The following is a 22,290-nucleotide window of genomic DNA, read 5'->3' on the forward strand; positions in this document are numbered from 1 at the left end:
GATCGGTCCCCCATCCGGGGGCCCGAGCCCGGATGTGCCGGCGGAGCGTCGGTCGTTTTTGAGTCGCCTGCTTACAGGCCCTGTTCCTGGAACCAGAATTCCAGCAGGGCGACCTGCCACAGCTTCGATCCGCGCAGCGGCGTGATGTGGCGTTCCGGATCGGCCAGCAGTCGGTCGAGATAGTCGCGGCGGAACAGCCCGCGTTCGCGCGCCGACGGGGCGTTCAGCACGTCGCGCACCCGCTCCAGGAACGGACCGCGCAGGTATTTCAGCGCCGGCACCGGGAAATAGCCCTTCGGCCGGTCGATCACCGCCGCCGGCACCACCCGCCGCGCCGCTTCCTTCAGCACATACTTGCCGCCCTCGGGCAGCTTCATCTCCGCCGGGATGCGGGCGGCCAGCTCGACCAGCTCATGGTCGAGGAAGGGCACGCGCGCTTCCAGCCCGGCGGCCATCGTCATGTTGTCGACGCGCTTCACCGGATCGTCGACCAGCATCACCGTGGTGTCGAGCCGCAGCGCCTTGTCCACCGGCCGCTCGGCACCCGGCATGGCGAAACGTTGTTCGAGCCAGCGGCGGGAATGGTCCTCGCCGATGAATCTGGGATCGAGCGCCTCGGCCATCTCCGCATGGTCGCGGTCGAAGAAGACGCGGGCGTAATCGCCGACGGCGTCACGGCTTTCCAGCAGCGGCGGATACCAGTGATAACCGCCGAACACCTCGTCGGCGCCCTGGCCCGACTGCACCACCTTCACCTGCTTCGCCACCTCCTGCGACAGCAGGAAGAAGCCGATGTTGTCGTGGCTGACCATCGGCTCCGACATGGCGCGGACGCAGTCGGTCAGCTCCGGCAGGGCGCGGGCGCTGTCGACGAACAGGCGGTGGTGGTCGGTGCCGAAATGCCTGGCGACGATGTCGGAATACTGGAACTCGTCACCCCGCTCGTCCCCCACCGTTTCGAAGCCGATGGAGAAGGTCTTCAGCCCGCTCTGCCCGTTCTCGGCTAGCAGGGCGGTGATCAGCGAGCTGTCCAGTCCGCCCGACAGCAGCACGCCGACGGGCACGTCAGCGACCAGCCGGCGGCGCACCGCACGGGTCAGCGTCTCCAGCACCAGCTCGCGCCACTCGGCAAAGTCGCGGCCCTCGTCGCCGGCCTGCGGACCGAAGCTCAGCGACCAGTATGTGTGTTCGCGCCGCGTGCCGTCCGCCTCCACCACCAGCACGGTGGCGGGCGGCAGCTTCCGCACTCCCTTCAGGATGGTGTGGGGCGCCGGAACGACGGCGTGGAAGCTCATGTAATGGTGCAGCGCCACCGGATCGACGTCGGTGTCGATACCGCCCGCAACCTTTCCCGCCGCCACCAGGGCGGGCAGGGAGGAGGCGAAGCGCAGCCCGCCGGGAATGTCCGCCAGATAGAGCGGCTTGATGCCCAGCCGGTCGCGGCCCAGCACCACCCGGCCGCTGTCGCGCTCGTGGATGGCGAAGGCAAACATGCCGTTCATGCGCTTGACGAAATCCGGCCCCCAGGCGTGATAGGCCTTGATCAGGACCTCGGTGTCGCCGTCGGAGAAAAAGCTGTAGCCGAGCCCGGCCAACTCCTCGCGCAGTTCCCGGTGATTGTAGATGCAGCCGTTGAAGACGATGGCGAGGCCCAGCGCGGAATCGACCATCGGCTGCTGCGATGCCTCGCTGAGGTCGATGATCTTCAGCCGGCGATGGCCGAAGGCGACGCGCCCATGGGCGAACAGGCCATGGCCGTCAGGCCCGCGCGGCGCGAGAGTGTCGCACATGGCCTGGACGGCGGCCGTGCTCGCCGTCTCGCCGGATTTGAACCGAATCTCGCCACTTACTCCGCACATCGGCTGTCGAGCCTCCTCGTTGGTTCAGGACGAAGGGGCGCCAGACCCGTGAAAAAGGGCCGAACTGCACCACCGCTACCCGCGTGGAACAACGGCTGGCAGGGCTCAAGGTTCCCTTGCGGTGGGCGGTCTACAGCCCGAAGAAGCCGCGCAACCGGGTCAGCAGCGCCTGCGATTCCATCGTCGGCGGCGGTGCGGCGCCCTGCTGGCGGTTGGTTTCGGCGGCGTTGCGGCTCTGGCGCTCGGCCATCAGTTCGGCCAGCCGTTCGGCCAGTTCCGGCCGGCGGCGCAGCACCGGATCCAGGTGACTCCGCGCCAGCTCGAACACCACGGAGTCAGTGCAGGCGACCACCGAGGCGCTGCGCGGCTGCCCGGTCAGCAGCGACATTTCGCCGAACAGGTCGCCCGGCCGCAGGCGCGTCAGAAGCAGCACCCCCGGCCGCTGCCCCTCCATCCCGTCGGTGGCGAAAGCCGGGGCGACGAAGGCGGGGGCGGGGGCGGCGATCTGCACGTCGAACACGCCCTCGGCGATGACGAACAGCGATTCTCCGGCATCGCCCTGGCGGACGGCGGGCGACCCGGCCGGCACATGGATCTGCCGCATCGCCAAGGCCAGCGCGTCGACCTCGTCGTCGTCGAAGGCGTCGAACAGCTCGGTCTGGCGCAGCAGGCCGCGGCGCAGGGTATCGGTGTCGGGCAATGCCGGCTGGCGGCGGCGGATCTCCTGCTTGGGCCGGGCCGGCTCGATCCCGGCGCGGGCGAGGTTGCCCACCACCGCCGCCAGCACGGAATCGCGCACCAGCGCCACCCGCCCGAAATCGTCCAGCCAATAGCGCGCCAGATAGGAGATGCCGTTGGGCGTCACCGCCTCCACCACCACGTCGGGGCGCGGGGTGGACAGCACGCCGTCGGCGCAGAGCATGGCCGACAGCAGGATGCGCTTGGCACGCTCCACCGGCACCTCCTGGTCCAGCAGGATGGGGACGGTGGTGCGGAAGGCCGGGCTGGGGCGGCTGTAATTGACGAAGCGGCTGCCGGCGACGATGCCGTTCGGCACGACGATGGCGGTGCCGTCGCCGGCGATCAGCCGGGTGGCGCGCCAGTTGATCTCGTCCACCCGCCCCGACACGCCGGGCGACAGCTCCAGCCAGTCGCCGATGCGGTAGGGGTGTTCGATGTTCAGCGCGATGCCGGCGAAGATGTCGGCGATCATGTTGCGCAGCGCGAAGCCCAGCACGGCGATGGCGACGCCGGAGGTTGCCAGCAGGCCGGTCACCGGCTGCTCGAACACGAAGGCGAGGATCGCCACCACGGCGACGCCATAGACGAAGAAGCGCATCAGGTCGGCGAGCAGCCGCGGGATGCGCGGCGGTCGCGGCGCGCCGTCGGGGCCGAGCCCGCCGTTGCCGGCCGCCAGCAGATCGATCAGCCGCGCCCCGCCCCAGGCGGCGACCAGCCAGGAGGCGGACGCGACGGCGATGTCGAACCCGCTGCTGAGATCCGGACCGACTAACGGCTCCAGATGGCGGTGCAGCCATGGCTTCGCGGCGACCAGAGCCGTCAGAAGGGCCAGGACCAGGGCAGGGGCGGACAGACGCCGCAAGGCGGTCATCGACGGGGTTCTCCTCGGCGGCTGGCCATGGGGGCCGGGCGAGGGCGACGATGGCACGAGCAGGCGCCGTCCCGTCAAGGGATCAATTCAAACCATCCAGCCCGGTCAGGGGCTTGGCCCTTCACACCTTCGCCGGTTGCCTCGTTGCCGGCGGATATCCCATGACGAAGCTGCGGATCACCGGGTCGGTGCCCGCCACCGTGCCGGCGAAGACATAGGCGCGGCACAGTACGGCCAGCGCGGTTTCGGCATCGCAGCTCCTGCGCCGGAAGGCCGCGCCGTCGCGCAGGTCGGCGAACTCGCTCTGCCAGAAGCTCGGGTCGTCCAGCGGGCCGAAATTCATCGCCCAGAAGCCGAAGGCCCGTCCCGGCCGCTCCCACCGGCCCAGCACCGCCATGTTGCAGTGCCGCTCGTCGTGTGAAATGCGATCGAACAGTCCGGTCACGGCGTCCGGCTCGCCTTCCAAGACTTGAAGAAAGGTTCCCTCATGCTCCACAAGGAATCCGGTCACGGACAAACGGCGATTCTTTGCGGAGCTTCGTACACAAATGTCCGCCAATGCCGAAAAAGGCAGCAGGGGCATCGCATCGCTTCGATAAAGCAAAGTCAACATCGGCCTCCTCCCGTTTTTTTTTCTACCTACTTTTATCTTGATGGTGGAGCGAAAGCCGGCCTGCGATAACCCTTTCTTTCGTAGAATCGCTGCCGCACCCGGCAGATATAGTCCGAATGGATGGGCGTTATCGGCAGGTGCGGAAGGCGCCCATGTCCAGGTGGAAATGGTTGCGGTGCGCCTCGTTGTAGTCGGGGCCCAGCACCACGTCGAAGAAGCGGCAGGCGCCGTCGCTGAGGTCGCGCAGGAAGGCCGCCTTCCGCCCGTCCGCCCCGTTGCCTCCTTTCGCCTCCCAGTCGGCCAGTACGCCGATCCGCGTCCCGTCGGCCAGCACGAAGGCGGCGAGGTCGATGGCGTTGGCGGTCGCATGCTCGCTGCGCCGCCCGTCCGCCCGGCCATAGACGTTGCGGCAGGCATAGGTGCCGAGATGCTCGACCCGGGCCACCCTCTGCCCGAAATGCCGCTGCGCCGCCGGCTGGAGGGCGTTCGCCTCGAACAGGGTCCAGGCGGCGGCCAGCCCGCAGGTGGCGATGAAGCCGCTGCTGAAGGCCACCCCCGGCGCGGAGATGTCCGACCGCGCCACCCGCACCACGCCGATGAGCGCGCAGTTCTCGTCCGACGGGCGGTCGGGCAGGGCGGTGAAGCGCAGGCCCGTTTCGCCCAGCGCCGCCCGGCATTGCTCAGGATCGCGGGTCAGCCGCGCCAGCTTGAAGCCGGTCAGCCAGTCCGGTTCCGCGCGCAGATCGAGCCGCGCCCACGGGTCGTAGCGTGGCGGCACCGCGATCAGCCCGGCCCAGACCCCGGCCGCCGCCCCGCCCAGCGCCAGCAGGACCAGCAGCGCCAGCCACCCCAGCAACCGCGCCATTGCGCGCTGTCTACCGGTCGAGCAGCCCGTGCCGCCGGTGCCAGTCCTCCAGCGATTCCTCCGGATAGCGGGCGAACTGCACGTCGTTGGGGCCTTGCGGCACCTCCACCCACGGCGCCTTGAAGTCCAGCATGATGTGGACCCGCTCGGGCGGGGTCGGCAGCGGCGTGTCGATGGCCGAGGCGAAGGGATGGACCAGCTCCGGCCAGGCCGGATCCTCCGCCCACAGCGCCGTGCCGCATTTCGTGCAGAAATGCCGGTGCGACGGGCCCAGGTGGGTCTGGCCGGGATGGTCGGGGTCCTCCATCGGCGCCCGCCACGTCGCCACCGCCTCGCGCCCCTCGACCTCCAGCGTGTCGGCATCGCCGCCGAGATTGATGGCGTATCCCCCGCCGCCGGCGCTCTTGCGGCAGATGGTGCAGTAGCAGCGCATATAGGGGACCGGCGTCGGCGAGTTCAGCGTAAAACGAACGGCGCCGCAGCGGCAGGAACCGGACAGTTTCATGGCAGGGGACTCCGCGGAATAGGGGGCGTTCTCCCGCACCAAATGGGACCGCCGCCGCAGTTTGACACCGTCCCGGCCGATGGAACGCCCCGGAAGGGCTGCTGTTGTCCCCTGAATCCCTTTACGGAACCACCTGCCAGCAGTCGGAGCGGTTATGTCCCAGCCAACAGGTCCGGCCTTCCAGGGCCACGCCCAAAAACAGCCCGCACCTCCTCCCGAGGCGATGCCCGAGCCGATGGACGTCACGCTCACCATCAACGGCGGCCGCAAGACCCTGCGCGTCGCCCCCTGGACCAGCCTGCTCGACGCGCTGCGTCTGCATCTCGACCTGACCGGTACCAAGAAGGGCTGCGACCATGGCCAGTGCGGCGCCTGCACCGTGCTGGTGGACGGCCGCCGCATCAACTCCTGCCTGACCCTGGCGGTGATGGCGGAGGGGCGGACGGTCACCACCATCGAAGGGCTTGCCAGCGGCGACGCGCTCCACCCGTTGCAGGAGGCCTTCGTCGAGCAGGACGCCTTCCAGTGCGGCTACTGCACGCCCGGCCAGATCTGCTCCGCCGTCGGCCTGCTGGAGGAGGGGCACGCCAAGACCGACGACGACATCCGCGAACTGATGAGCGGCAACCTCTGCCGCTGCGGCGCCTACCCCAACATCGTCGCCGCCATCCGGCAGGTGATGGACGCGCAGCCGGCATCCAGGGACGGAGGCACGCCATGAGGGCCTTCTCCTACCACCGTCCCGACAGCGTCGATGCGGCGCTCAGCGGCGTCGCCGGCCAGTCCGGCACGACGACCGAGGCGGCGGTGAAGTTCGTCGCCGGCGGTACCAACCTGCTCGACCTGATGAAGGCCGACGTGATGCGGCCGGAGCGTCTGGTCGACATCTCCCGCCTCGGCCTCGACCGCATCGAGGACATCGACGGCGGCGGCCTGCGTCTCGGGGCGCTCGCCCGCAATGCCGACACCGCCTATGACGCGCGGGTGCAGGCGCGCTACCCGATGCTGTCGAAGGCGATCCTGGCCGGAGCGTCGGCCCAGCTGCGCAACATGGCGACCAACGGCGGCAACCTGCTGCAACGCACGCGCTGCTATTACTTCTACGACACCGGCACCCCCTGCAACAAACGGGAGCCGGGGACCGGCTGCGGCGCGCTGACCGGGGTCAACCGCATCCACGCCATCCTGGGCGCCAGCGACCGCTGCATCGCCGTCCATCCGTCCGACATGTGCGTGGCGCTGGCGGCGCTGGACGCCGTGGTCCGCGTCAGCGGCCCCAAGGGCGAGCGCACCATCCCCTTCGCCGACTTCCACCGCCTGCCCGGCGACACCCCGCACATCGACAGCAGCCTCGCCGCCGACGAGCTGATCACCGCCATCGACCTGCCGCCCGAGGGCTTCGCCGAGCACTCGACCTATCTGAAGGTCCGCGACCGCGCCTCCTACGCCTTCGCGCTGGTGTCGGTGGCCGCTGCTCTGAAGATGGATGGCCAGACGATCCGCACAGCAAGGCTGGCGCTCGGCGGCGTCGCCCACAAGCCCTGGCGCGACCCGGCGGCCGAAGCTGAACTCGCCGGCAAGCCCGCCTCGCTGGAAACCTTCCGCGAGGCCGCGCGCGTCCTGCTGCGCGACGCCAGGGGCCAGTCCCACAACGCCTTCAAGATCGGACTTGCCGAGCGCGCCATCGTCCGGGCGCTGGCCGAAGCCGCCGGAGTGGAGCACTCATGATCGCCAAACCGACCATCCCCGATCTTTTGGACCGCCCGGGCTCCCAGATCGGCAAGCCCATCAGCCGTGTCGACGGCCGGCTGAAGGTGACCGGCGGCGCGAAATACGCGGCGGAGTTCAACACGCCCGGCCTCGCCCACGGCTATATCGTCTCCAGCGCCATCGCCCGCGGCCGTATCCTCGCCATCGACACCGCGAAGGCGCTGGCGCTTCCCGGCGTCCTCCAGGTCTTCACCCACGAGAACCGGCCGAGCCTGCCCTGGTTCGACCGCAAGTGGAAGGACGACGACGCGCCGAAGGGCTCGCCCTTCCGCCCGCTCTACGATGCGACGATCCACCATGCGCTCCAGCCCATCGCCCTGGTGGTGGCGGAGAGCTTCGAGCTGGCGCGCTACGCCGCCCGCCTGATCCATGTGACCTACGAGGCGGACGAACACCGGACCGACCTGCATGCGGCAAGATCCGACGCCTTCACCCCCGGCAAGGACAAGGGCGGCTTCCAGCCGCCGCCCAAGCCGCGCGGTGACGCCGACGCGGCGCTGGCCGAGGCGGAGGTCAGCGTTGACCTGAACTTCTCCCAGGCGGTCGAGCATCACAACCCGATGGAGATGCACGCCTCCACCGTCATCTATCACAATGACGGCAGCCTGACCGTCCATGACAAGACGCAGGGGCCGATCAACACCCAGACCTATGTCTGCAACGTCTTCAACCTCGCCACCGATGCGGTGCGGGTGATCTCCCCCTTCGTCGGCGGCGCCTTCGGCTCGGGCCTGCGCCCGCAGCACCAGCTGTTCATGGCGGTGCTGGCGGCGACCACGCTGAAGCGCTCGGTCCGCGTGGAGCTGACGCGCCCGCAGATGTTCAGCTTCGGCCACCGCCCGGAAACCCTCCAGCGGGTGGCGCTGGGGGCGAAGCGGGACGGCACCCTCACCGCGGTCATCCACGAGGCGGTGCAGGAGACCTCGCAGACCGAGAATTACGTCGAGGTCGTCGTCAACTGGTCGGGCCAGCAGTACAAGTGCGACAATGTCCGGCTGGACTACAAGCTGGCGCGCCTGGACACCCACACCCCGCTCGACCAGCGCGCTCCCGGTGCGGCCACCGGCGTGCCGGCGCTGGAGATCGCCATGGACGAGCTGGCGGCCAAGCTGGGCATGGATCCGCTGGAGCTGCGGCTGAAGAACTACACCGAGGTCGATCCCAACACGAACAAGCCCTTCTCCAGCAAGGAGCTGCGCGCCTGCTTCCGGCAGGGCGCCGAGCGTTTCGGCTGGCACAAGCGCAGCCATGCCCCCCGCTCGATGCGCGAGGGCCGGCAGCTGGTCGGCTGGGGCATGGCGACCGGCGTGTGGGATGCCATGCAGGGGCAGGCGGTGGCGTCGGCCAGGCTCGGCATCGACGGATCGTTGACGGTGGGCAGCGCCACCGCCGACATCGGCCCCGGCACCTACACGGCGATGACGCAGATCGCCGCCGACATCCTGGGCTTGCCGATTGAGAAAGTATCCTTCCAGCTCGGCGACACCAACCTGCCGATGGCGCCGTTGCAGGGCGGATCGTGGACGGTGTCGTCGGTCGGCTCCGCCGTGAAGGCGGTCTGCGACCGGCTGCGCGACAAGCTGGCCGGTCTGGCGACCGGGCTGAACGACGGTCCCCTGAAGGGGCTGAAGGCCGACGACCTGACCTTCGCCGACGGTTTCCTGATCGCCAAGGCCGACCCGTCCTGGCGCCTGTCGATCACCGAGGTGATGCGCGCCAACGATCTGCCGGTGCTGGAGGACGAGGCGCGCTCGATCCCCTATTACAAGTCGCAGATGCAGCACGCGCTCGGCACCCACTCCGCCATCTTCGCCGAGGTGCGGGTGGACGAGGATCTCGGCACCGTGCAAGTGACCCGCGTGGTCAGCGCGGTGGCCGCCGGCCGCATCATCAATCCCAAGACGGCGCGCAGTCAGGTGATGGGAGCCGTGGTGTGGGGTATCGGCATGGCGCTGGAGGAGGGGACGATGACCGACCAGCGCCTGGGCCGCTTCATGAACCACGATTTCGGCGAGTATCACATCCCGGTGAACGCCGACGTCCACGACATCGACGTCATCTTCGTCGAGGAGCATGACGACATCGTCAACCCGCTGGGCGCCAAGGGTGTCGGCGAGATCGGCATCGTCGGCGTCCCCGCCGCCATCGCCAACGCGATTTACCACGCGACCGGCAAGCGCCTCTGCGACCTGCCCATCACGCTGGATAAAATCCTGGAGGCTTGACCGCCAGTGAAGTCCCCTCTCCCGCCGTGGGAAAGGGGACCACCTGTCACCTTCGTGACTGCGGGAAAACCCCGCAGTCACGGTAAAGAACCCACATCACCCCATGATGTTCTCGTCCGCCATGCGGCGAGGCATGTCGGTTTCGTGCTGGCGGTCCTGCTTCGGCGCCTTGGTGACGCTGAAGCCGATACCCGACAGCAAAAGAACGCCCAACGAGGCGACGGTGACGATGTTGCAAAGCATAGCGACAGACCCTTTCCCTAACCTCTTTCGGCCGCCCGGTTTACGGGGCGGCCAGACCCTTATTGTGCGGTCTCCTGGGCAATAGACGCCGGGAGCCATTTCTTTCTTCCGTGAGCCGGGCCGGGATGAGGAAAAATATTCGTCCGTGGTCCGGACTGTATTTACTTCCAACACCTTCCCAGCGCAGGCCTTGCGGAGCGGTCAGATAGTCCCGCAGCTGCGAACTGGCAATGGAAGCCGGCGACAAATCCGCGCAGCTCTGGTTAACAAAATTGTCATGGCAGCGCTCGGGGCGGGGAAGGCGAGGCGAAGGATGCCTCAGCCCCGATCGCCGTCCGCCGTCAAAGCCTCTGATGCGGCGGCGTTTTCCGCCGCCCGCAGGGTCACCGTCACCTTCAGCCCCCTGCCGCCGGACCCGGTATCCAGCCGCACCGACGCCCCCAGCCGGTCGGCCAAGGCACGGACGATGGCCAGCCCCAACCCGCTGCCGGTGCGCGGCGGGTCGCCCGGACGGTCCAGGCGGTAGAAGCGCTCGAACACCCGTCCACGCTCCGCCTCCGGGATGCCTGGGCCGTCGTCCTCGACCTCCATCACTGGGCCGTCCCCTAGCCCCTCTCCGACCCGCACCGTCACCGTGCCGCCCGGCCGGTTGTAGCGGATGGCGTTGTCCAGCAAATTGCCCAGCAGCTCCCCCACCAGAACGGCATTCCCGGCGACCCGCAGGGCGCTGCCGTCCTCCGGCCCCTCGAAGCGCACCTCGACATCCTGAGCCAGTGCCGCCGGCACCTGCTCTGCGGCGACCTCCATCGCTACCTGGATCAGGTCGGTGACTTCGACGGCCGCGGGAATCGCCGGCGAATCCTCGTCGGCGCGGGCCAGCGCCAGCAGCTGGACCAGCAGCCGCTCCAGCCGCTTCACCGCCCCCTCGACGTCGTCCAGCGCCGCGCGCCCTTCCGCGCTGTCGGTGCCGTAGCGGCGCAGCAGGGCCAGATGGGTGCGCAGCACCGCCAGCGGCGTGCGCAGCTGGTGCGAGGCGTCGGCGGTGAAGCGCCGCATCGTGCCGATGGACTGGTCCAGCCGGGCCAGCAGCCCGTTGATGGCGACCACCAGCGGCAGCACCTCCGCCGGCACCACCGCCAGCGGCAGCGGCACCAGCGCCAGCCCGCCCCCGGTCACGCCGCGTGCCGAGCGGGCGTCGATCACCCGGCGCAGCCGCTTCAGCGGCGCCAGCCCGCGCCCGACCGCCCCCCACACCAGCATCCCGCTGCCGCCGACCAGAGCCACCTCCAGCAGGGTCAGCCACAAGAGCAGATCGACCTCCAGCGCGCGCCGTCCCGCGGTCGTCTCCGCCACCTGGACCAGCACCGGCTGCGGCACGCCGTAGAGCCGCCGGACCTGGGCCGCCACCCGCACCGGATGGCCGTGATAGGAGGCGTCGCGGAACACCGTGACGTTGGCCGGCATCGCCTGGATGTCCGGCAGCGGCAGGTCGAGATAGCCGGTGATCACCCCGCCCTCATGGGCGACATTGTAATAGATGTTGTCGCGGGCTTGGCTCTCCAGCATGCCGAAGGCGACCGCCGGCAGATCGACCGTCACCTCGCCGTCGTCGTCCCCCACCGCCAGCCTCTCGGCGATGGCCAGCGTCGAGCCGGCGAGCAGCCGGTCGTGGGTGGACTGCACGAAACCGTGGATCAGCGCCGACCCGCCGACGCCCAGCCCGACCGCCAGCGCGCCCAGCGGCACCAGCAGCCGGGTCAGCAGCCGGCGGCGCAGAGATGGCACATGTGGCGGCACCCGCTCCGGCCGGCCCACCCGAATGGCCGCCATCAGGCATTTTCCATCAGATAGCCCAGCCCGCGGATGGTGCGGATCTGCGGCCCGTCCGGCTCCAGCTTCTTGCGCAGCCGGGCGACATACAGCTCGATGGCGTTCGGCGCCACCGGCTCGTCGAAGCCGAACACCTCGCCGGCCAGCCGGTCCTTCGGCACCACCTTGCCGGCCCGCGTGATCAGCCCCTCCAGCACCGCCAGCTCGCGCTTGCGCAAATCCAGCACCCGGCCGTTCAGCGTCACCGTCGCGGTGGAACGGTCGTAGCGCAGGGCGCCGCAGGCCAGCTCCGGCACCGGCGTGCCCTGGCCGCGGCGCACCAGGGCGCGCACCCGCGCCTCGAACTCCGCCGGGTCGAAGGGTTTCAGCAGGTAGTCGTCGGCGCCCAGGTCCAGCCCCTTCACCCGGTCGGCCACCGCCTCCCGCGCGGTCAGGATCATCACCGGCACGGTGGAGCCGCGGCGGCGGATGCGGGTCAGCACCTCGAACCCCGACAGGTCGGGCAGCCCCAGATCCAGCACCACCAGCCCATAGGGCTCCGCCCGCTCCAGCCGCACCGCGTCCTCGCCCGACGCGACATGGTCGACGGCATAGCCGGCCGCCTTCAGCCCCCCGGTCACCCCGCGCGCCAGCGCCGCATCGTCCTCCACGATCAGGATGCGCAAAGGAGCCGCCTATCGTCCGAATGGGCCATCATCCGATCGCACCTGTTCCGTTCCACCAACAATTTTCATCCGCGACAGATTGGCGACAGGTTGATTGCCTATAGTCACGGCAAATCCGCTTGTAAGCCCAACCAACCCGGCCCGCAACGGCGCCGTGGAAACCAACCACAGGAGAGGAAGAGATGCGCACCAAACTGGCCCTTCTGGTCGCGACGGCCCTGACTGTCGCCGTGCCCGCCTTCACCGCCGGCACCGCCCAGGCGCAGTCGGTTCCCGCCGGCTACGATCCCGCCTATGCCAAGATCATCGAGGCGGCGAACCAGGAAGGCGCGCTCAGCATCTATTCCGCCACCGACGCGGCCGCCGTGTCGGAACTCCTGAAGGGGTTCGAGGCGCTCTATCCCAAGGTCAAGCTGGAATATGCCGACCAGAACTCGACCGAGATGTACAACCGCTTCATCAGCGAGGCGGCGGCCAACACCGGCACCACCGACCTGATGTGGTCGTCGGCGATGGACCTGCAGATGAAGCTGGTCAATGACGGCTACGCCCAGTCCTATACTTCGCCCGAATCGAAGAGCATCCCCGACTGGGCGAACTATAAGAACGAGGCCTTCGGCACCACCGCCGAGCCCATCGTCTTCGCCTACAACAAGCGCGTGGTGCCCGCCGCCGACGTGCCGAAGACCCACGCCGACCTCGCCAAGCTGCTGAGCGAAAAGCCGGACGCCTACAAGGGCAAGGTCACCTCCTACGATCCGGAGCGCAGCGGCGTCGGCTTCCTCTACATCACCCAGGACGTGCAGGCGAACAAGAACACCTGGGATCTGGTGAAGGCGATGGGCCAGACCGGGGTGAAGCTCTATACCTCCTCGGGCGCGATGATCGAGCGCCTGACCTCAGGCGAGCACACCATCGGCTACAACATGATCGGCTCCTACGTCTACGAGCGCCAGCACAAGGACCCGGAGTCGCTGGGCATCGTGCTGCCGTCCGACTACACCATCGTGATGTCGCGCATCGCCTTCATCCCGAAGGGCGCCAAGCACCCGAACGCCGCCAAGCTGTTCCTCGACTATCTGCTGTCGAAGCAGGGCCAGCAGGCGATCCAGGCGCGCTATATGGGCTCCATCCGCACCGACCTCGCCAGCGCCAACCCGACGGTCGGCGTTCCGGAAAGCACGCTGCGCCCGATCCATGTCGGCCCGGAGCTGCTGACCTACCTCGATCAGGTCAAGCGCCTGAAGTTCCTGAAGGACTGGCAGAAGGCCCTCCAGGGGAAGTGATCTAGTCCGACCTGAAATCACCCTCTCCCGCCCCGGGAGAGGGAAGGGGCCCGCCGAAGGCGGGAAGGGTGAGGGGCGATCCAGGGAGCCGGGTGGTTCCTAATCCTTGCCTCACCCCTCACCCTCCCCGCGCCTTTGGCGCGGGTCCCCTCCCTCTCCCGGGGCGGGAGAGGGAAGATTTGCGCCAAAAGGAAATCCCCCATGAACCGCGCGACGCGCATCGCGGTGATCGTCGCCATGGCGATTGCCGTGCTGGCCCCGATCGGCCTGGTCGTCTACCAGAGCTTCCTCGACGGGCCGTTCTTCCAGCCCAAGACCGCCTTCACGTTCAGCGCCTACGAGTTCGTTCTGGACGACGAGGATTTCTTCGACGCCCTCTACAACTCGTGCATCATCGCCTTCGGCATGACCGCCATCGCGGTGCCGGTCGGCGCCATGCTCGCCTTCCTGATGGCCCGCACCGACCTGCCGGGCCGCCGCTGGATCGAGCCGGTGATCCTCGTGCCGATGTTCGTGTCGTCGGTGGTGCTGGCCTTCGGTTTCGTCGTCAGCCTCGGCCCGGCGGGCTTCGTCACGCTGTGGTTCAAGGGCGTCTTCGGCTTCGTCCCCTGGTACCTCTATTCCAAGACGACGCTGATCATCATCGCCGGCCTGACCCACGTCCCGCACGTCTTCCTCTACACCTCGTCGGCCCTGCGTAGCCTGGGCTCCGACGTGGAGGAGGCCGCGCGCATGACCGGCGCCGGCCCGCTGCGCACGGCGCTGACCGTCAGCCTGCCGATGGTGATGCCCAACATCCTCTACGCCGCGGTGCTGGTCTTCTTCCTCGGCTTCGAGCTGTTCGGCCTGCCGCTGGTGCTGGGCGACCCCGAGGGCATCCTCGTGCTGGCGACCTACCTCTACAAGCTGACCAACAAGCTGGGCACGCCGTCCTACCAGCTGATGGCGGTGGTGGTGGTGGCGATCATCTGCATCGCCCTGCCGCTGGTGGCGCTCCAGCGCTTCCTGCTGCGCGCCGCCAACCGCTACGTCTCGGTGAAGGGCAAGGCCGCGGCGCAGAAGCCGGTGTCCATCGGCGTCTGGCGCTGGCCGGCGGCGGCGATGATCACTGCGTGGCTGCTGTTCACCGTGGTGGTCCCGATCAGCGGTCTGGTGCTGCGCGCCTTCGTGTCGAGCTGGGGCGAGGGCGTCAACCTGCTGGACGTGCTGACGCTGGCGCATTTCCGCGAACTGATGGAGTTCCCCAACCTGACCCGCGGCATCGTCAACACGCTGCTGATCGCCTCGGTCGGCGGGGCGCTGTCGGTCGGCGTCTATACCATGCTGAACCTCGCCGCCCACCGCTGGCAGTCGGGCTGGACCAAGCTGATGGACTATCTGGTCCTGCTGCCGCGCGCCATGCCGGGCCTCGTGGCCGGCCTGGCGATCTTCTGGGTGTTCCTGTTCACGCCCTTCCTGTCGCCGCTGCGCCAGACCATGATCGCCATCTGGGTCGCCTACACGCTGGTCTGGCTCGCCTACGGCATGCGTCTGGTCAGCGGCGCGCTGTTGCAGATCGGCCCCGAACTGGAGGAGGCCGGCCGCATCGTCGGCGCCAGCCCCGGCCGGGTGTCGCGCGACCTGACGATCCCGCTGGTCAAGGTCGGGCTGTTCTCCAGCTGGCTGCTGATCTTCGTCACCTTCATGCGCGAATACTCCACGGGCGTCTATCTGCTGGCCCCCGGCACCGAAGTGATCGGTTCGCTGCTGGTCTCGCTGTGGGGCACCGGTGCCGTCGACCTCGTGACCGCGCTCTCCACCGTCAACATCGCGATGATCGGCGGCGGCCTGCTGCTGATGTCGCTCTTCGGGAAACGCTCCCATGGCTAAGCTCATCATCGACGACCTGCATCTGTCCTACGGCAGCACCGAGATCCTGAAGGGCATCACCGCCACCTTCGCCCAGGGCGAGATCGTCGCCCTGCTCGGCCGGTCGGGCAGCGGCAAGACCACGCTGCTGCGCTCCATCGCCGGGCTGGAGGAGCCGAAGAAGGGCGTCATCTCCATCGGCGACCAGCCGGTGTTCGACGCCGCCGCCGGCCTCAACGTGCCGTCGGAGAAGCGCGGCCTCGGGCTGGTCTTCCAGTCCTACGCGCTGTGGCCGCACAAGACGGTGTTCGAGAACGTCGCCTACGGCCTGCGCCTGCGCAACGTGCCGAAGGCCGAACTCCAGCAGCGCGTCGCCGCGGTGCTGGACGGCGTCGGTCTCGGCCATCTCGGCGACCGTTACCCGCACCAGATGTCGGGCGGCCAGCAGCAGCGCGTGGCGCTGGCCCGCGCGCTGGTCTACAACCCGCCGGTCATCCTGCTCGACGAGCCGCTGTCGAACCTCGACGCCAAGCTGCGCGAGGAGGCCCGCATCTGGATCCGCACGCTGATCAAGCGGATGAACCTGACCGCCGTCTTCGTCACCCACGATCAGGTCGAGGCGATGGCGATCGCCGACCGCATCGTCCTGCTCGACGGCGGCCGCATCGTCCAGGCCGGCACGCCGGAACAGCTCTACACCGAGCCGGTCAGCCTGTTCGCGTCCGAGTTCATGGGCGTCAACAACCAGATTAAAAGCCGGGTGCAGGACAAGCGCGGCGGCTACGCCCGCATCGAGCTGTCCGGCCACCCGCTGTGGGGCAAGGACCGCGCCGGCAAGGGCGTGTCGGAGGAGGCCACCGGCGTCATCCGCCTCGAACAGGTCGACGTGGTGGACGGCCCGGGGGGAGGGGATGGAGAGAACCGCATCCCGGCCCAGCTGGAGACCTCGCTCTATCTCGGCAGCCACTGGGAGCATGTCTTCCGCTGCGGCGACCAGACGCTGCGCGCCTTCGGCCGTCCGCTGGCGGCCGGTACCCACTGGCTGCACCTGCCGCCGGAACAGCTCTGGGTGTTCTGAGCGGCGCTTTCTCCGCCCCCCGCCTGCGCGCAAACCGACTTTGCGCGCAGGCGGGGGGCGGGACTCCTCAAACCCGGAGCGCCTCGATGACCGCCCTCAGTCCGGCCGACAGGTGCTTGCGGGTGGGATAATAGAGATACAGCCAGTCCTCGGGCGCGCACCAGGAGGCGAGGCATTCGATCAGTTCGCCCCGCGCGATGAAGGGCCGCGCCCGCTCCTCCCAGACATAGGCCAGGGCCACGCCCGATCTGGCGGCCTCGACCATCAGTTCATGGTCATCCAGCGACAGCGGCCCGGTCGGCTCGAACGCGATGGTCTTGCCGGCCCGGCTGAATTCCCAGGCATAGGCCGTGCCGCTGGGATAGAGGTTGCGGATGCAGACATGGTCCTTCAGGTCGGCGGGGACCTTGGGAACCGGCCGCTTCCCGAAATAGGCCGGCGAGCCGACGACCGTCAGCCTCAGCCGCGGCTTGATCCTCACCGCGGTCATGCCGTCGCGCAGGCTCTCGCCCAGCCGGATGCCGGCGTCGAACCCCTCGTCGACGATGTCCACCAGCCGGTCGGTGGCGACGATCTCCAATTCCAGCTTCGGGTTCTGCGCGATCAGCGCCCCCATCGCCGGGCCGAAGACGAAGGGCGCGATGGAGTTGGGCGCGTTGATCCGCACCCTGCCGAAAGGCGTGTCGCGGAACTGGTTGAGCGCGTCCAGCGCCGAGCCGATCTCGCCGAAGGCCGGCGACAGCTGGGCCAGCAGCATGGCCCCGGCATCGGTCAGCGACACGCTGCGGGTGGTCCGGTTGAGCAGCCGGATACCGACGCGGGCTTCGAGATTGCCGACCGCATGGCTGATCGCCGACGCGGTGACGCCGCGCTCCTCGCCCGCCCGCCGGAAGCTCCGGTGCCGCGCGACCGCATCGAAGGCGGCCAGTTCCGAAAGGTCGGTGGTGCGCATTACTGAAATCCACTCAGCATTGATGAGAGAACTGTCTCACTAATCGGCGCAATCGAAAAGCGGCAGAGTTCTCCTCGCAAGCCCGGCGGGTGCTGGGCCAACCCAGAGGAGAGAGACCATGGCCGACTTCATTCCCCCCGCCCGCAACGGTGCGTCCCCCTTCGCCGACATGCGCGGCCACCATGTCGCCGTCCGCACGCCGGACCTCGAAACGGCCAAGCGCTTCTATGTCGATAAACTCGATTTCCGCGTCGTCGCCGAGTGGGATTATGCCGACGAGCAGCTGGCTTATCTGGCGCCGCCGACCGACGACCATTTCTATATCGAGGTGCTGGGCGGCGGCGACCCGACCCCGCAGGACGTGCGCCCCTACAGCGACCTCGGCGACAGCCTGAGATATGCCGGCTACCACCATTTCTGCCTGAACGTCGACAGCGTCGACCGCACCGTCGAGACGCTGCGCGAGCGCGGCGTGACCATCGTGACCGAGCCGTTCGAACTGCCCGCGATCAGCCGCCGCCTCGCCTTCTTCTGCGATCCCTTCGGCAACCTGATCGAACTGGCCGAACTGCTCGCCTGACCGACACGGAGGTCGAACAGGATCTGGCGATCAACGTCACCGCCACCGTCGCGACGCTCGTCGGTCCCGGATCGCAGGAGGCGCGGGATGTCGCCAACCTCTTCTGGCGCCTCGCCACCGATGCGGATGCTCCCTGGGAAATCACCTATCCACCGGCCTGAACCCGATACCCCGCGATATCAGGAGAATAACGACCATGAAGACCTGGTTCATTACCGGCGCCTCGCGCGGCTTCGGCGCGCTCGTCGCCGAGCGCGCGCTGCAAAAGGGCGACGCCGTCGTTGCCGCCGCCCGCAATCCGCAGGCCGTCGCCGACCGGTTCGGCACTCATCCCAACCTGCTGCCGGTCGCGCTCGACGTGACCCGGGAGGATCAGGCCATTGCAGCGGCAGCAGCCGCCATCGAGCGTTTCGGGACCGTCGACGTCCTGCTCAACAATGCCGGCTTCGGCCTGATGGGGGCCGTCGAGGAAGCGAGCGCCTCCGAGGTGGAGGCGGTCTATTGCACCAACGTGTTCGGCCTGCTGAACGTCACCCGCGCGGTGCTGCCGCACATGCGCAGGGCGCGGTCCGGCCGCGTCCTGAACATCTCCTCCATCGGCGGCTATCGCGGCGCCGCCGGCTTCGGCGTCTACAGCTCCACCAAATTCGCGGTCGAGGGGCTGTCGGAGGCGCTTCACGCCGAGCTGGCGCCGCTCGGCATCCATGTCACCGTCATCGAACCGGGCTATTTCCGCACGGATTTCCTCGACGCGGCATCGCTGTCGGTCAGCCCGGCGGTCATCGCCGACTATGCCGAGACCGCCGGCAGGGTCAGGACAATCGCCGCCGGCCTCAACCATGCCCAGCCCGGCGATCCCGCCAAGCTGGCCGATGTGCTCGTCGGCCTCGCCGATGTCGCCGATCCGCCGGTCAGGCTGCCGCTCGGCAGCGACACGGTGGCGGCAATCGAGGCCAAGCACGACGCCGACCGGGCGATCCTCGGCAATTGGCGCGGGGTGTCGCTGTCGACCGACTTCACGCCGGCTTGAAGCCCAACCTGACGGCCTCAAACCTCGATCAGCGCATAGGGCCGCCCGGTCTCCTTCGCGATGGTCTGCGCCACGTTGTAGACCGGCGTCCCCCGCAGCGTTTTCCCGCTATACGTCCCGTGATGCGCATGCCCATGCGCCACGGCGCGGACATTGTCGAAGCGGTCGATGGTCTCGGCCAGCCGCGACGATCCCAGGAAGGGGAAGATCTCCGTCGGCTCCCCCTCCACCGTCGCGGCGATGGGGGCGTAGTGCAGCACGACGAACACCCGCTCGGTGTCGAGCTGCCGCAACGCGCTTTCCAGCCGCATCGCCTCGTTCACCGCCTCATGGACGAACTGCTTGATCGCCGGCTCGCCGAAGCTGTCGAGCATGCGGTTGCCGAAGCCGCCGCCGAAGCCCTTCACCCCGGCGAAGCCGACCCCGCCGATCTCCTGCGGCGCCCCGTCGAGAAAGCGCACCCCGGCCTGGGTCAGGATGTGCTGGACCTCCTCCAGATGGCCGCATTCGTAGTCATGGTTGCCGAACACCGCGACCACCGGAATGCCGATGGAGCGCAGGGCATCGGCCAGGATCTCCGCTTCGCGCGGCTTGCCGTGGTTGGTCAGGTCGCCGCACAGCGCCAGCACGTCGGCCTTGCCGGCGATCTCCTGGAACAGCTCGCGATAGGGATATTGCGTGGTCTCGCCGACATGGATGTCGCCGATGGCGGCGACGGTCAGCCTGCGCTCATCCATTCCCGGTCTCCTTCAGGCTCTGCTTGGTGCCCTCTTCCCCGACCACGTCGGCGAAGCCCCACTCGGTGACGTCGATCAGGTAATCCTCGCGTGAGAACAGCCGGCCCCGACAGATGCGGGTCTGGGCGACCGGCAGCTTGGCGCGTTCCTGCATCCGTTCCAGCAGTTCCGCCACCAGCCAGTCGGGCACGCGGTCGCGCTCGGTCGGATAGACGAACCGGAAGTTCAGCAGGTGGATCAGCAGAACCTCCCAATACTGCTCCATGTGGGCGAGCAGCCGTTTCCAGTCGATTTTGTCGTGCTGCTTCAGGATCATGTGGGCCACGTCCGGCCCGTCGTACTTGTGGCGCATCTGGACGAAGGATTTGGAAAAGATCATCTCGGTCGGCGCCACCAGCGGCACGTCGCTGCCGCAGATCACCGCGCGATGCTCTTCCTTGAACCAGCGGTCGGTGACCGGGTTGATGGCGACGGCCGAGTTGAAGATGACGTCGAAGAACAGCTCGCCATGCTTGACCTTGCCGATCCAGCGTTCGTCCTCGATCTCCGTCTCGAAGCCATGATCCTGGAAATGCGACAGGATGCGCGGGAAGTCGCCGCCGCGGCAGAAGATGTCGATGTCCTTGGTCGGCCGCGTGATGCCGGTATAGGCGCTGATCGCGTATGTCCCGCCCAGCAGGAACGGGATGGTCGACTGGCTCAGCAGCTTGAGGCTTTCGGTATAGAAGGCCTCGGCCTCCGCGGTGACGGTGGCGCTGCCCTCACGGAGTTCGCTCATGGACCACTCCCCATTGCACCGGCCTTGCGCGGCGGTGCGGCACGTTGACCCGGTACAACAGGGCAGGGCGGGGAGTGTTGCGGGACAGGCGTTTGTCGTGCCCCGTGTTTGCCGTGCCCTGCGTTTCCGGCTGTCCTTGCCGCGCACCGGGAAATTTGATCTGGTGCGGCAGGATGGCCTTACCGGGGGTTGAACCATGGAGCTGTCGGCGGAAAATTCCGCGGATGCCGTCGCCGCGCTCTGCCGCGCCATGCTGCGGCCGGTCGAAAGCGCGTCCGCCTTGCGGGAGATCGAGGCATTGCTGGAGCGTCTCCGCCATGCCCCGCCGGACGAGCGTGCCGCCTGCGTCACGCAGCTGGGCCGCCTGACCGGCGATGCCGATCCGGTCCTGCGCCTGTCCGCGATGGCCGCGATCACCGGCGATCTGCGCCGCTATGACGAGCTGCTCGACCTGATCGAACCCGAATTCGGGTGCCCGGATCTCGACCGCTTGCTTCACATCTATTGCTGCATGGGCCGCCAGCTTTTCCTGATGCGCATTGACGGGGCGAGCCGGCTCGGCTTCTTCGAGGACAGGCTGTTTCCCTACTACACCCGCCTGATCGGCGCGATCCGCGACCGGCTCGGCGTCGCGCCGCGGCCCCGCCCGGCGGGCAACCCGGCCACCGGGCGGGTCGTGCTGGTGACGAACCAGTTTCTGTCGCTGCGCCACCAGCCGTCGCGCGACCTGCTGTCCTATGCCGCGGTTCTGGAGGAACGCTGCGGCCGGGAGGTGGTGATTCTCAACACCAACATCATGCCCGCCGACATCCACAGCCTGTTCGTGCCGTCCTTTGCCTCCTCCGTGGAGCCGGCCTTCGACGGCAAGCAGGTGATCGAGGCGGACGGCCGCACTTTCCGGATGCTGTCCTCGACCGGCCGCGGGCTGAGCCGGGACAAGATCGACTGGTTCCTACGCGCGGTCGACTGGCACGATCCGGACGTCGTGGTGTCGCTGGGCGGATCGGTCATTGTCGCCGACCTGCTGGCGGCGGCGCGCCCCGCCCTGTGCATCCCCACCACCAGCGGAGCCACGCCGTCGCTGGCCGGCATCGTGCTGGATTTCGGCGGTGGCAGCCGGCCGGCGAGCGGTCCGCTCGCTGCGTCATGGCGGCCCTTCCGCTTTCTGCATTCGCTGATCGGTGCGCCGGAACCGGATGGGACAGCGTCCTCCAGGGCGGCCAGCCGGGCCGGCTACGGCCTGCCGGACGATGCCTTCCTGTGTCTGGTGATCGGCAACCGGCTGGACGAGGAGGCCGACGGCGCCTTCCTCGCGATGCTGGAGTCCCTCATCGACCGTGCGCCCCGGGTGGCGGTGGCCTTCGCCGGCGAGGCGGGGGCGCTGCCCAGGCGTCTGCAAGGGTCGCGGCATGCAGAGCGCCTGTTCCACTTGGGCTATGTGACCGACATGGCCGATCTGATGCGAACGGCCGACGCCTATGTGAATCCGCAGCGCACCGGCGGTGGCGCCAGCGCTGCCGAGGCGCTGGCTGCCGGCGTTGTCCCGGTTTCGCTGCCGGTCGGCGACGTATCGGCCGTCATCGGCGCCCGTTTCGTCGTGCCCGATTATGCCGCCGCCGTGGAGCGGCTCGCCCTGCTGGCCGCCGATCCGGCCATTTTCGCCGAGGCGGCCGCCGAAGCCCGGAGCCGGGGGGCGGGGCGTGCCGATCCGGCGGAAGCCGCCGTCGCGCTGTCACAGTATCTGGACGAGGCGGTCGAGTTGCATGGCGGCGGAACGGGAAAGCAGATTTACAAATAATCCTATAAAACAGATT

General features: G+C 68.4%; 20 protein-coding genes. 9 read left to right on the top strand and 11 right to left on the bottom strand.

Features of this window, described 5'->3' with window-relative positions:
• Nucleotides 1–71: 71 nt before the first annotated feature.
• The 5 genes from ABNQ38_RS28385 to ABNQ38_RS28405 form a co-directional block, all read right to left on the bottom strand.
• Nucleotides 72–1,859: an N-acetylglutaminylglutamine amidotransferase gene (locus ABNQ38_RS28385; RefSeq protein ID WP_377810679.1), complete on the bottom strand. Its 1,788-nt coding sequence runs from the start codon at nt 1,857–1,859 to the stop codon at nt 72–74.
• Nucleotides 1,860–1,989: 130 nt separating this feature from the next.
• Complete coding sequence (locus ABNQ38_RS28390; protein WP_377810680.1) at nt 1,990–3,471, bottom strand: mechanosensitive ion channel family protein; 1,482 nt, start codon at nt 3,469–3,471, stop codon at nt 1,990–1,992.
• A 121-nt stretch (nt 3,472–3,592) separates the two neighbouring features.
• The gene (locus tag ABNQ38_RS28395) at nt 3,593–4,084 is read right to left on the bottom strand and encodes a BLUF domain-containing protein (protein WP_377810681.1); all 492 of its coding nucleotides are present in this window, start codon (nt 4,082–4,084) and stop codon (nt 3,593–3,595) included.
• Between the two features lie 127 nt (nt 4,085–4,211).
• Nucleotides 4,212–4,949, bottom strand: a complete 738-nt coding sequence (locus ABNQ38_RS28400; protein WP_377810682.1) for an extensin family protein — start codon at nt 4,947–4,949, stop codon at nt 4,212–4,214.
• A 10-nt stretch (nt 4,950–4,959) separates the two neighbouring features.
• Nucleotides 4,960–5,454 carry a GFA family protein gene (locus ABNQ38_RS28405; protein WP_377810683.1) on the bottom strand — a complete coding sequence of 165 codons (495 nt, stop codon included), beginning with the start codon at nt 5,452–5,454 and terminating at the stop codon, nt 4,960–4,962.
• 235 nt (nt 5,455–5,689) lie between these two features.
• Between ABNQ38_RS28405 and ABNQ38_RS28410 the strand changes: the two genes are divergently transcribed.
• The 3 genes from ABNQ38_RS28410 to ABNQ38_RS28420 are packed head-to-tail and all read left to right on the top strand — an operon-like array spanning nt 5,690 to nt 9,449.
• Nucleotides 5,690–6,175 (top strand): (2Fe-2S)-binding protein, encoded by a 486-nt coding sequence (locus ABNQ38_RS28410; protein WP_377811136.1) that lies wholly within the window; start codon nt 5,690–5,692, stop codon nt 6,173–6,175.
• Nucleotides 6,172–7,182 (top strand): FAD binding domain-containing protein, encoded by a 1,011-nt coding sequence (locus tag ABNQ38_RS28415; protein ID WP_377810684.1) that lies wholly within the window; start codon nt 6,172–6,174, stop codon nt 7,180–7,182. Before ABNQ38_RS28410 ends, ABNQ38_RS28415 begins: the two co-directional genes overlap by 4 nt.
• Nucleotides 7,179–9,449 (top strand): xanthine dehydrogenase family protein molybdopterin-binding subunit, encoded by a 2,271-nt coding sequence (locus ABNQ38_RS28420; protein ID WP_377810685.1) that lies wholly within the window; start codon nt 7,179–7,181, stop codon nt 9,447–9,449. Before ABNQ38_RS28415 ends, ABNQ38_RS28420 begins: the two co-directional genes overlap by 4 nt.
• 96 nt (nt 9,450–9,545) lie before the next feature.
• Here ABNQ38_RS28420 and ABNQ38_RS28425 read toward each other — a convergent pair whose 3' ends face one another.
• The 3 genes from ABNQ38_RS28425 to ABNQ38_RS28435 form a co-directional block, all read right to left on the bottom strand.
• Nucleotides 9,546–9,692, bottom strand: a complete 147-nt coding sequence (locus tag ABNQ38_RS28425; protein ID WP_167421730.1) for a hypothetical protein — start codon at nt 9,690–9,692, stop codon at nt 9,546–9,548.
• Between the two features lie 318 nt (nt 9,693–10,010).
• Complete coding sequence (locus tag ABNQ38_RS28430) at nt 10,011–11,522, bottom strand: sensor histidine kinase (protein ID WP_377810686.1); 1,512 nt, start codon at nt 11,520–11,522, stop codon at nt 10,011–10,013.
• Nucleotides 11,522–12,187 (bottom strand): response regulator transcription factor, encoded by a 666-nt coding sequence (locus tag ABNQ38_RS28435; protein ID WP_377810687.1) that lies wholly within the window; start codon nt 12,185–12,187, stop codon nt 11,522–11,524. Before ABNQ38_RS28435 ends, ABNQ38_RS28430 begins: the two co-directional genes overlap by 1 nt.
• 182 nt (nt 12,188–12,369) lie before the next feature.
• On the opposite strand from ABNQ38_RS28435, the gene ABNQ38_RS28440 reads away from it, so the two are divergent.
• The 3 genes from ABNQ38_RS28440 to ABNQ38_RS28450 all read left to right on the top strand — a co-directional run bounded on the left by ABNQ38_RS28440 (nt 12,370) and on the right by ABNQ38_RS28450 (nt 16,399).
• A complete protein-coding gene (locus tag ABNQ38_RS28440) occupies nt 12,370–13,473 on the top strand; it encodes an ABC transporter substrate-binding protein (protein ID WP_377810688.1) in 1,104 nt (367 codons plus the stop codon).
• Nucleotides 13,474–13,674: 201 nt separating this feature from the next.
• A complete protein-coding gene (locus tag ABNQ38_RS28445) occupies nt 13,675–15,342 on the top strand; it encodes an ABC transporter permease (protein WP_377810689.1) in 1,668 nt (555 codons plus the stop codon).
• Complete coding sequence (locus ABNQ38_RS28450; protein ID WP_377810690.1) at nt 15,335–16,399, top strand: ABC transporter ATP-binding protein; 1,065 nt, start codon at nt 15,335–15,337, stop codon at nt 16,397–16,399. The genes ABNQ38_RS28445 and ABNQ38_RS28450 overlap by 8 nt, the downstream gene beginning before the upstream one ends.
• Before the next feature lie 67 nt (nt 16,400–16,466).
• On the opposite strand, the gene ABNQ38_RS28455 is transcribed toward ABNQ38_RS28450, so the two are convergent.
• Nucleotides 16,467–17,351, bottom strand: coding sequence for a LysR family transcriptional regulator (locus tag ABNQ38_RS28455; protein WP_377810691.1), 885 nt, complete (start codon nt 17,349–17,351; stop codon nt 16,467–16,469).
• 118 nt (nt 17,352–17,469) lie between these two features.
• Between ABNQ38_RS28455 and ABNQ38_RS28460 the strand changes: the two genes are divergently transcribed.
• Nucleotides 17,470–17,931: a VOC family protein gene (locus ABNQ38_RS28460; protein ID WP_377810692.1), complete on the top strand. Its 462-nt coding sequence runs from the start codon at nt 17,470–17,472 to the stop codon at nt 17,929–17,931.
• A gap of 196 nt (nt 17,932–18,127) precedes the next feature.
• A complete protein-coding gene (locus tag ABNQ38_RS28465) occupies nt 18,128–18,961 on the top strand; it encodes an SDR family NAD(P)-dependent oxidoreductase (protein WP_377810693.1) in 834 nt (277 codons plus the stop codon).
• Between the two features lie 17 nt (nt 18,962–18,978).
• On the opposite strand, the gene ABNQ38_RS28470 is transcribed toward ABNQ38_RS28465, so the two are convergent.
• The gene (locus ABNQ38_RS28470; protein WP_377810694.1) at nt 18,979–19,698 is read right to left on the bottom strand and encodes a metallophosphoesterase; all 720 of its coding nucleotides are present in this window, start codon (nt 19,696–19,698) and stop codon (nt 18,979–18,981) included.
• Nucleotides 19,691–20,476 carry a nucleotidyltransferase domain-containing protein gene (locus tag ABNQ38_RS28475; protein ID WP_377810695.1) on the bottom strand — a complete coding sequence of 262 codons (786 nt, stop codon included), beginning with the start codon at nt 20,474–20,476 and terminating at the stop codon, nt 19,691–19,693. Before ABNQ38_RS28475 ends, ABNQ38_RS28470 begins: the two co-directional genes overlap by 8 nt.
• Nucleotides 20,477–20,672: 196 nt before the next feature.
• Here ABNQ38_RS28475 and ABNQ38_RS28480 point away from each other — a divergent pair, with 196 nt between their 5' ends.
• Nucleotides 20,673–22,274, top strand: coding sequence for a glycosyltransferase (locus ABNQ38_RS28480; protein ID WP_377810696.1), 1,602 nt, complete (start codon nt 20,673–20,675; stop codon nt 22,272–22,274).
• Nucleotides 22,275–22,290 lie beyond the last annotated feature (16 nt).

Source organism: Azospirillum sp. A29 (assembly GCF_042604625.1).
Taxonomy (GTDB): Bacteria; Pseudomonadota; Alphaproteobacteria; order Azospirillales; family Azospirillaceae; genus Azospirillum; species Azospirillum palustre.

Coding starts and splice junctions, on each gene's coding strand:
- ABNQ38_RS28385 (WP_377810679.1), bottom strand. CDS start 1,859: ATGTGCGGAGTAAGTGGCGAGATTCGGTTCAAATCCGGCGAGACGGCG.
- ABNQ38_RS28390 (WP_377810680.1), bottom strand. CDS start 3,471: ATGACCGCCTTGCGGCGTCTGTCCGCCCCTGCCCTGGTCCTGGCCCTT.
- ABNQ38_RS28395 (WP_377810681.1), bottom strand. CDS start 4,084: ATGTTGACTTTGCTTTATCGAAGCGATGCGATGCCCCTGCTGCCTTTT.
- ABNQ38_RS28400 (WP_377810682.1), bottom strand. CDS start 4,949: ATGGCGCGGTTGCTGGGGTGGCTGGCGCTGCTGGTCCTGCTGGCGCTG.
- ABNQ38_RS28405 (WP_377810683.1), bottom strand. CDS start 5,454: ATGAAACTGTCCGGTTCCTGCCGCTGCGGCGCCGTTCGTTTTACGCTG.
- ABNQ38_RS28410 (WP_377811136.1), top strand. CDS start 5,690: ATGGACGTCACGCTCACCATCAACGGCGGCCGCAAGACCCTGCGCGTC.
- ABNQ38_RS28415 (WP_377810684.1), top strand. CDS start 6,172: ATGAGGGCCTTCTCCTACCACCGTCCCGACAGCGTCGATGCGGCGCTC.
- ABNQ38_RS28420 (WP_377810685.1), top strand. CDS start 7,179: ATGATCGCCAAACCGACCATCCCCGATCTTTTGGACCGCCCGGGCTCC.
- ABNQ38_RS28425 (WP_167421730.1), bottom strand. CDS start 9,692: ATGCTTTGCAACATCGTCACCGTCGCCTCGTTGGGCGTTCTTTTGCTG.
- ABNQ38_RS28430 (WP_377810686.1), bottom strand. CDS start 11,522: ATGGCGGCCATTCGGGTGGGCCGGCCGGAGCGGGTGCCGCCACATGTG.
- ABNQ38_RS28440 (WP_377810688.1), top strand. CDS start 12,370: ATGCGCACCAAACTGGCCCTTCTGGTCGCGACGGCCCTGACTGTCGCC.
- ABNQ38_RS28445 (WP_377810689.1), top strand. CDS start 13,675: ATGAACCGCGCGACGCGCATCGCGGTGATCGTCGCCATGGCGATTGCC.
- ABNQ38_RS28450 (WP_377810690.1), top strand. CDS start 15,335: ATGGCTAAGCTCATCATCGACGACCTGCATCTGTCCTACGGCAGCACC.
- ABNQ38_RS28455 (WP_377810691.1), bottom strand. CDS start 17,351: ATGCGCACCACCGACCTTTCGGAACTGGCCGCCTTCGATGCGGTCGCG.
- ABNQ38_RS28460 (WP_377810692.1), top strand. CDS start 17,470: ATGGCCGACTTCATTCCCCCCGCCCGCAACGGTGCGTCCCCCTTCGCC.
- ABNQ38_RS28465 (WP_377810693.1), top strand. CDS start 18,128: ATGAAGACCTGGTTCATTACCGGCGCCTCGCGCGGCTTCGGCGCGCTC.
- ABNQ38_RS28470 (WP_377810694.1), bottom strand. CDS start 19,698: ATGGATGAGCGCAGGCTGACCGTCGCCGCCATCGGCGACATCCATGTC.
- ABNQ38_RS28475 (WP_377810695.1), bottom strand. CDS start 20,476: ATGAGCGAACTCCGTGAGGGCAGCGCCACCGTCACCGCGGAGGCCGAG.
- ABNQ38_RS28480 (WP_377810696.1), top strand. CDS start 20,673: ATGGAGCTGTCGGCGGAAAATTCCGCGGATGCCGTCGCCGCGCTCTGC.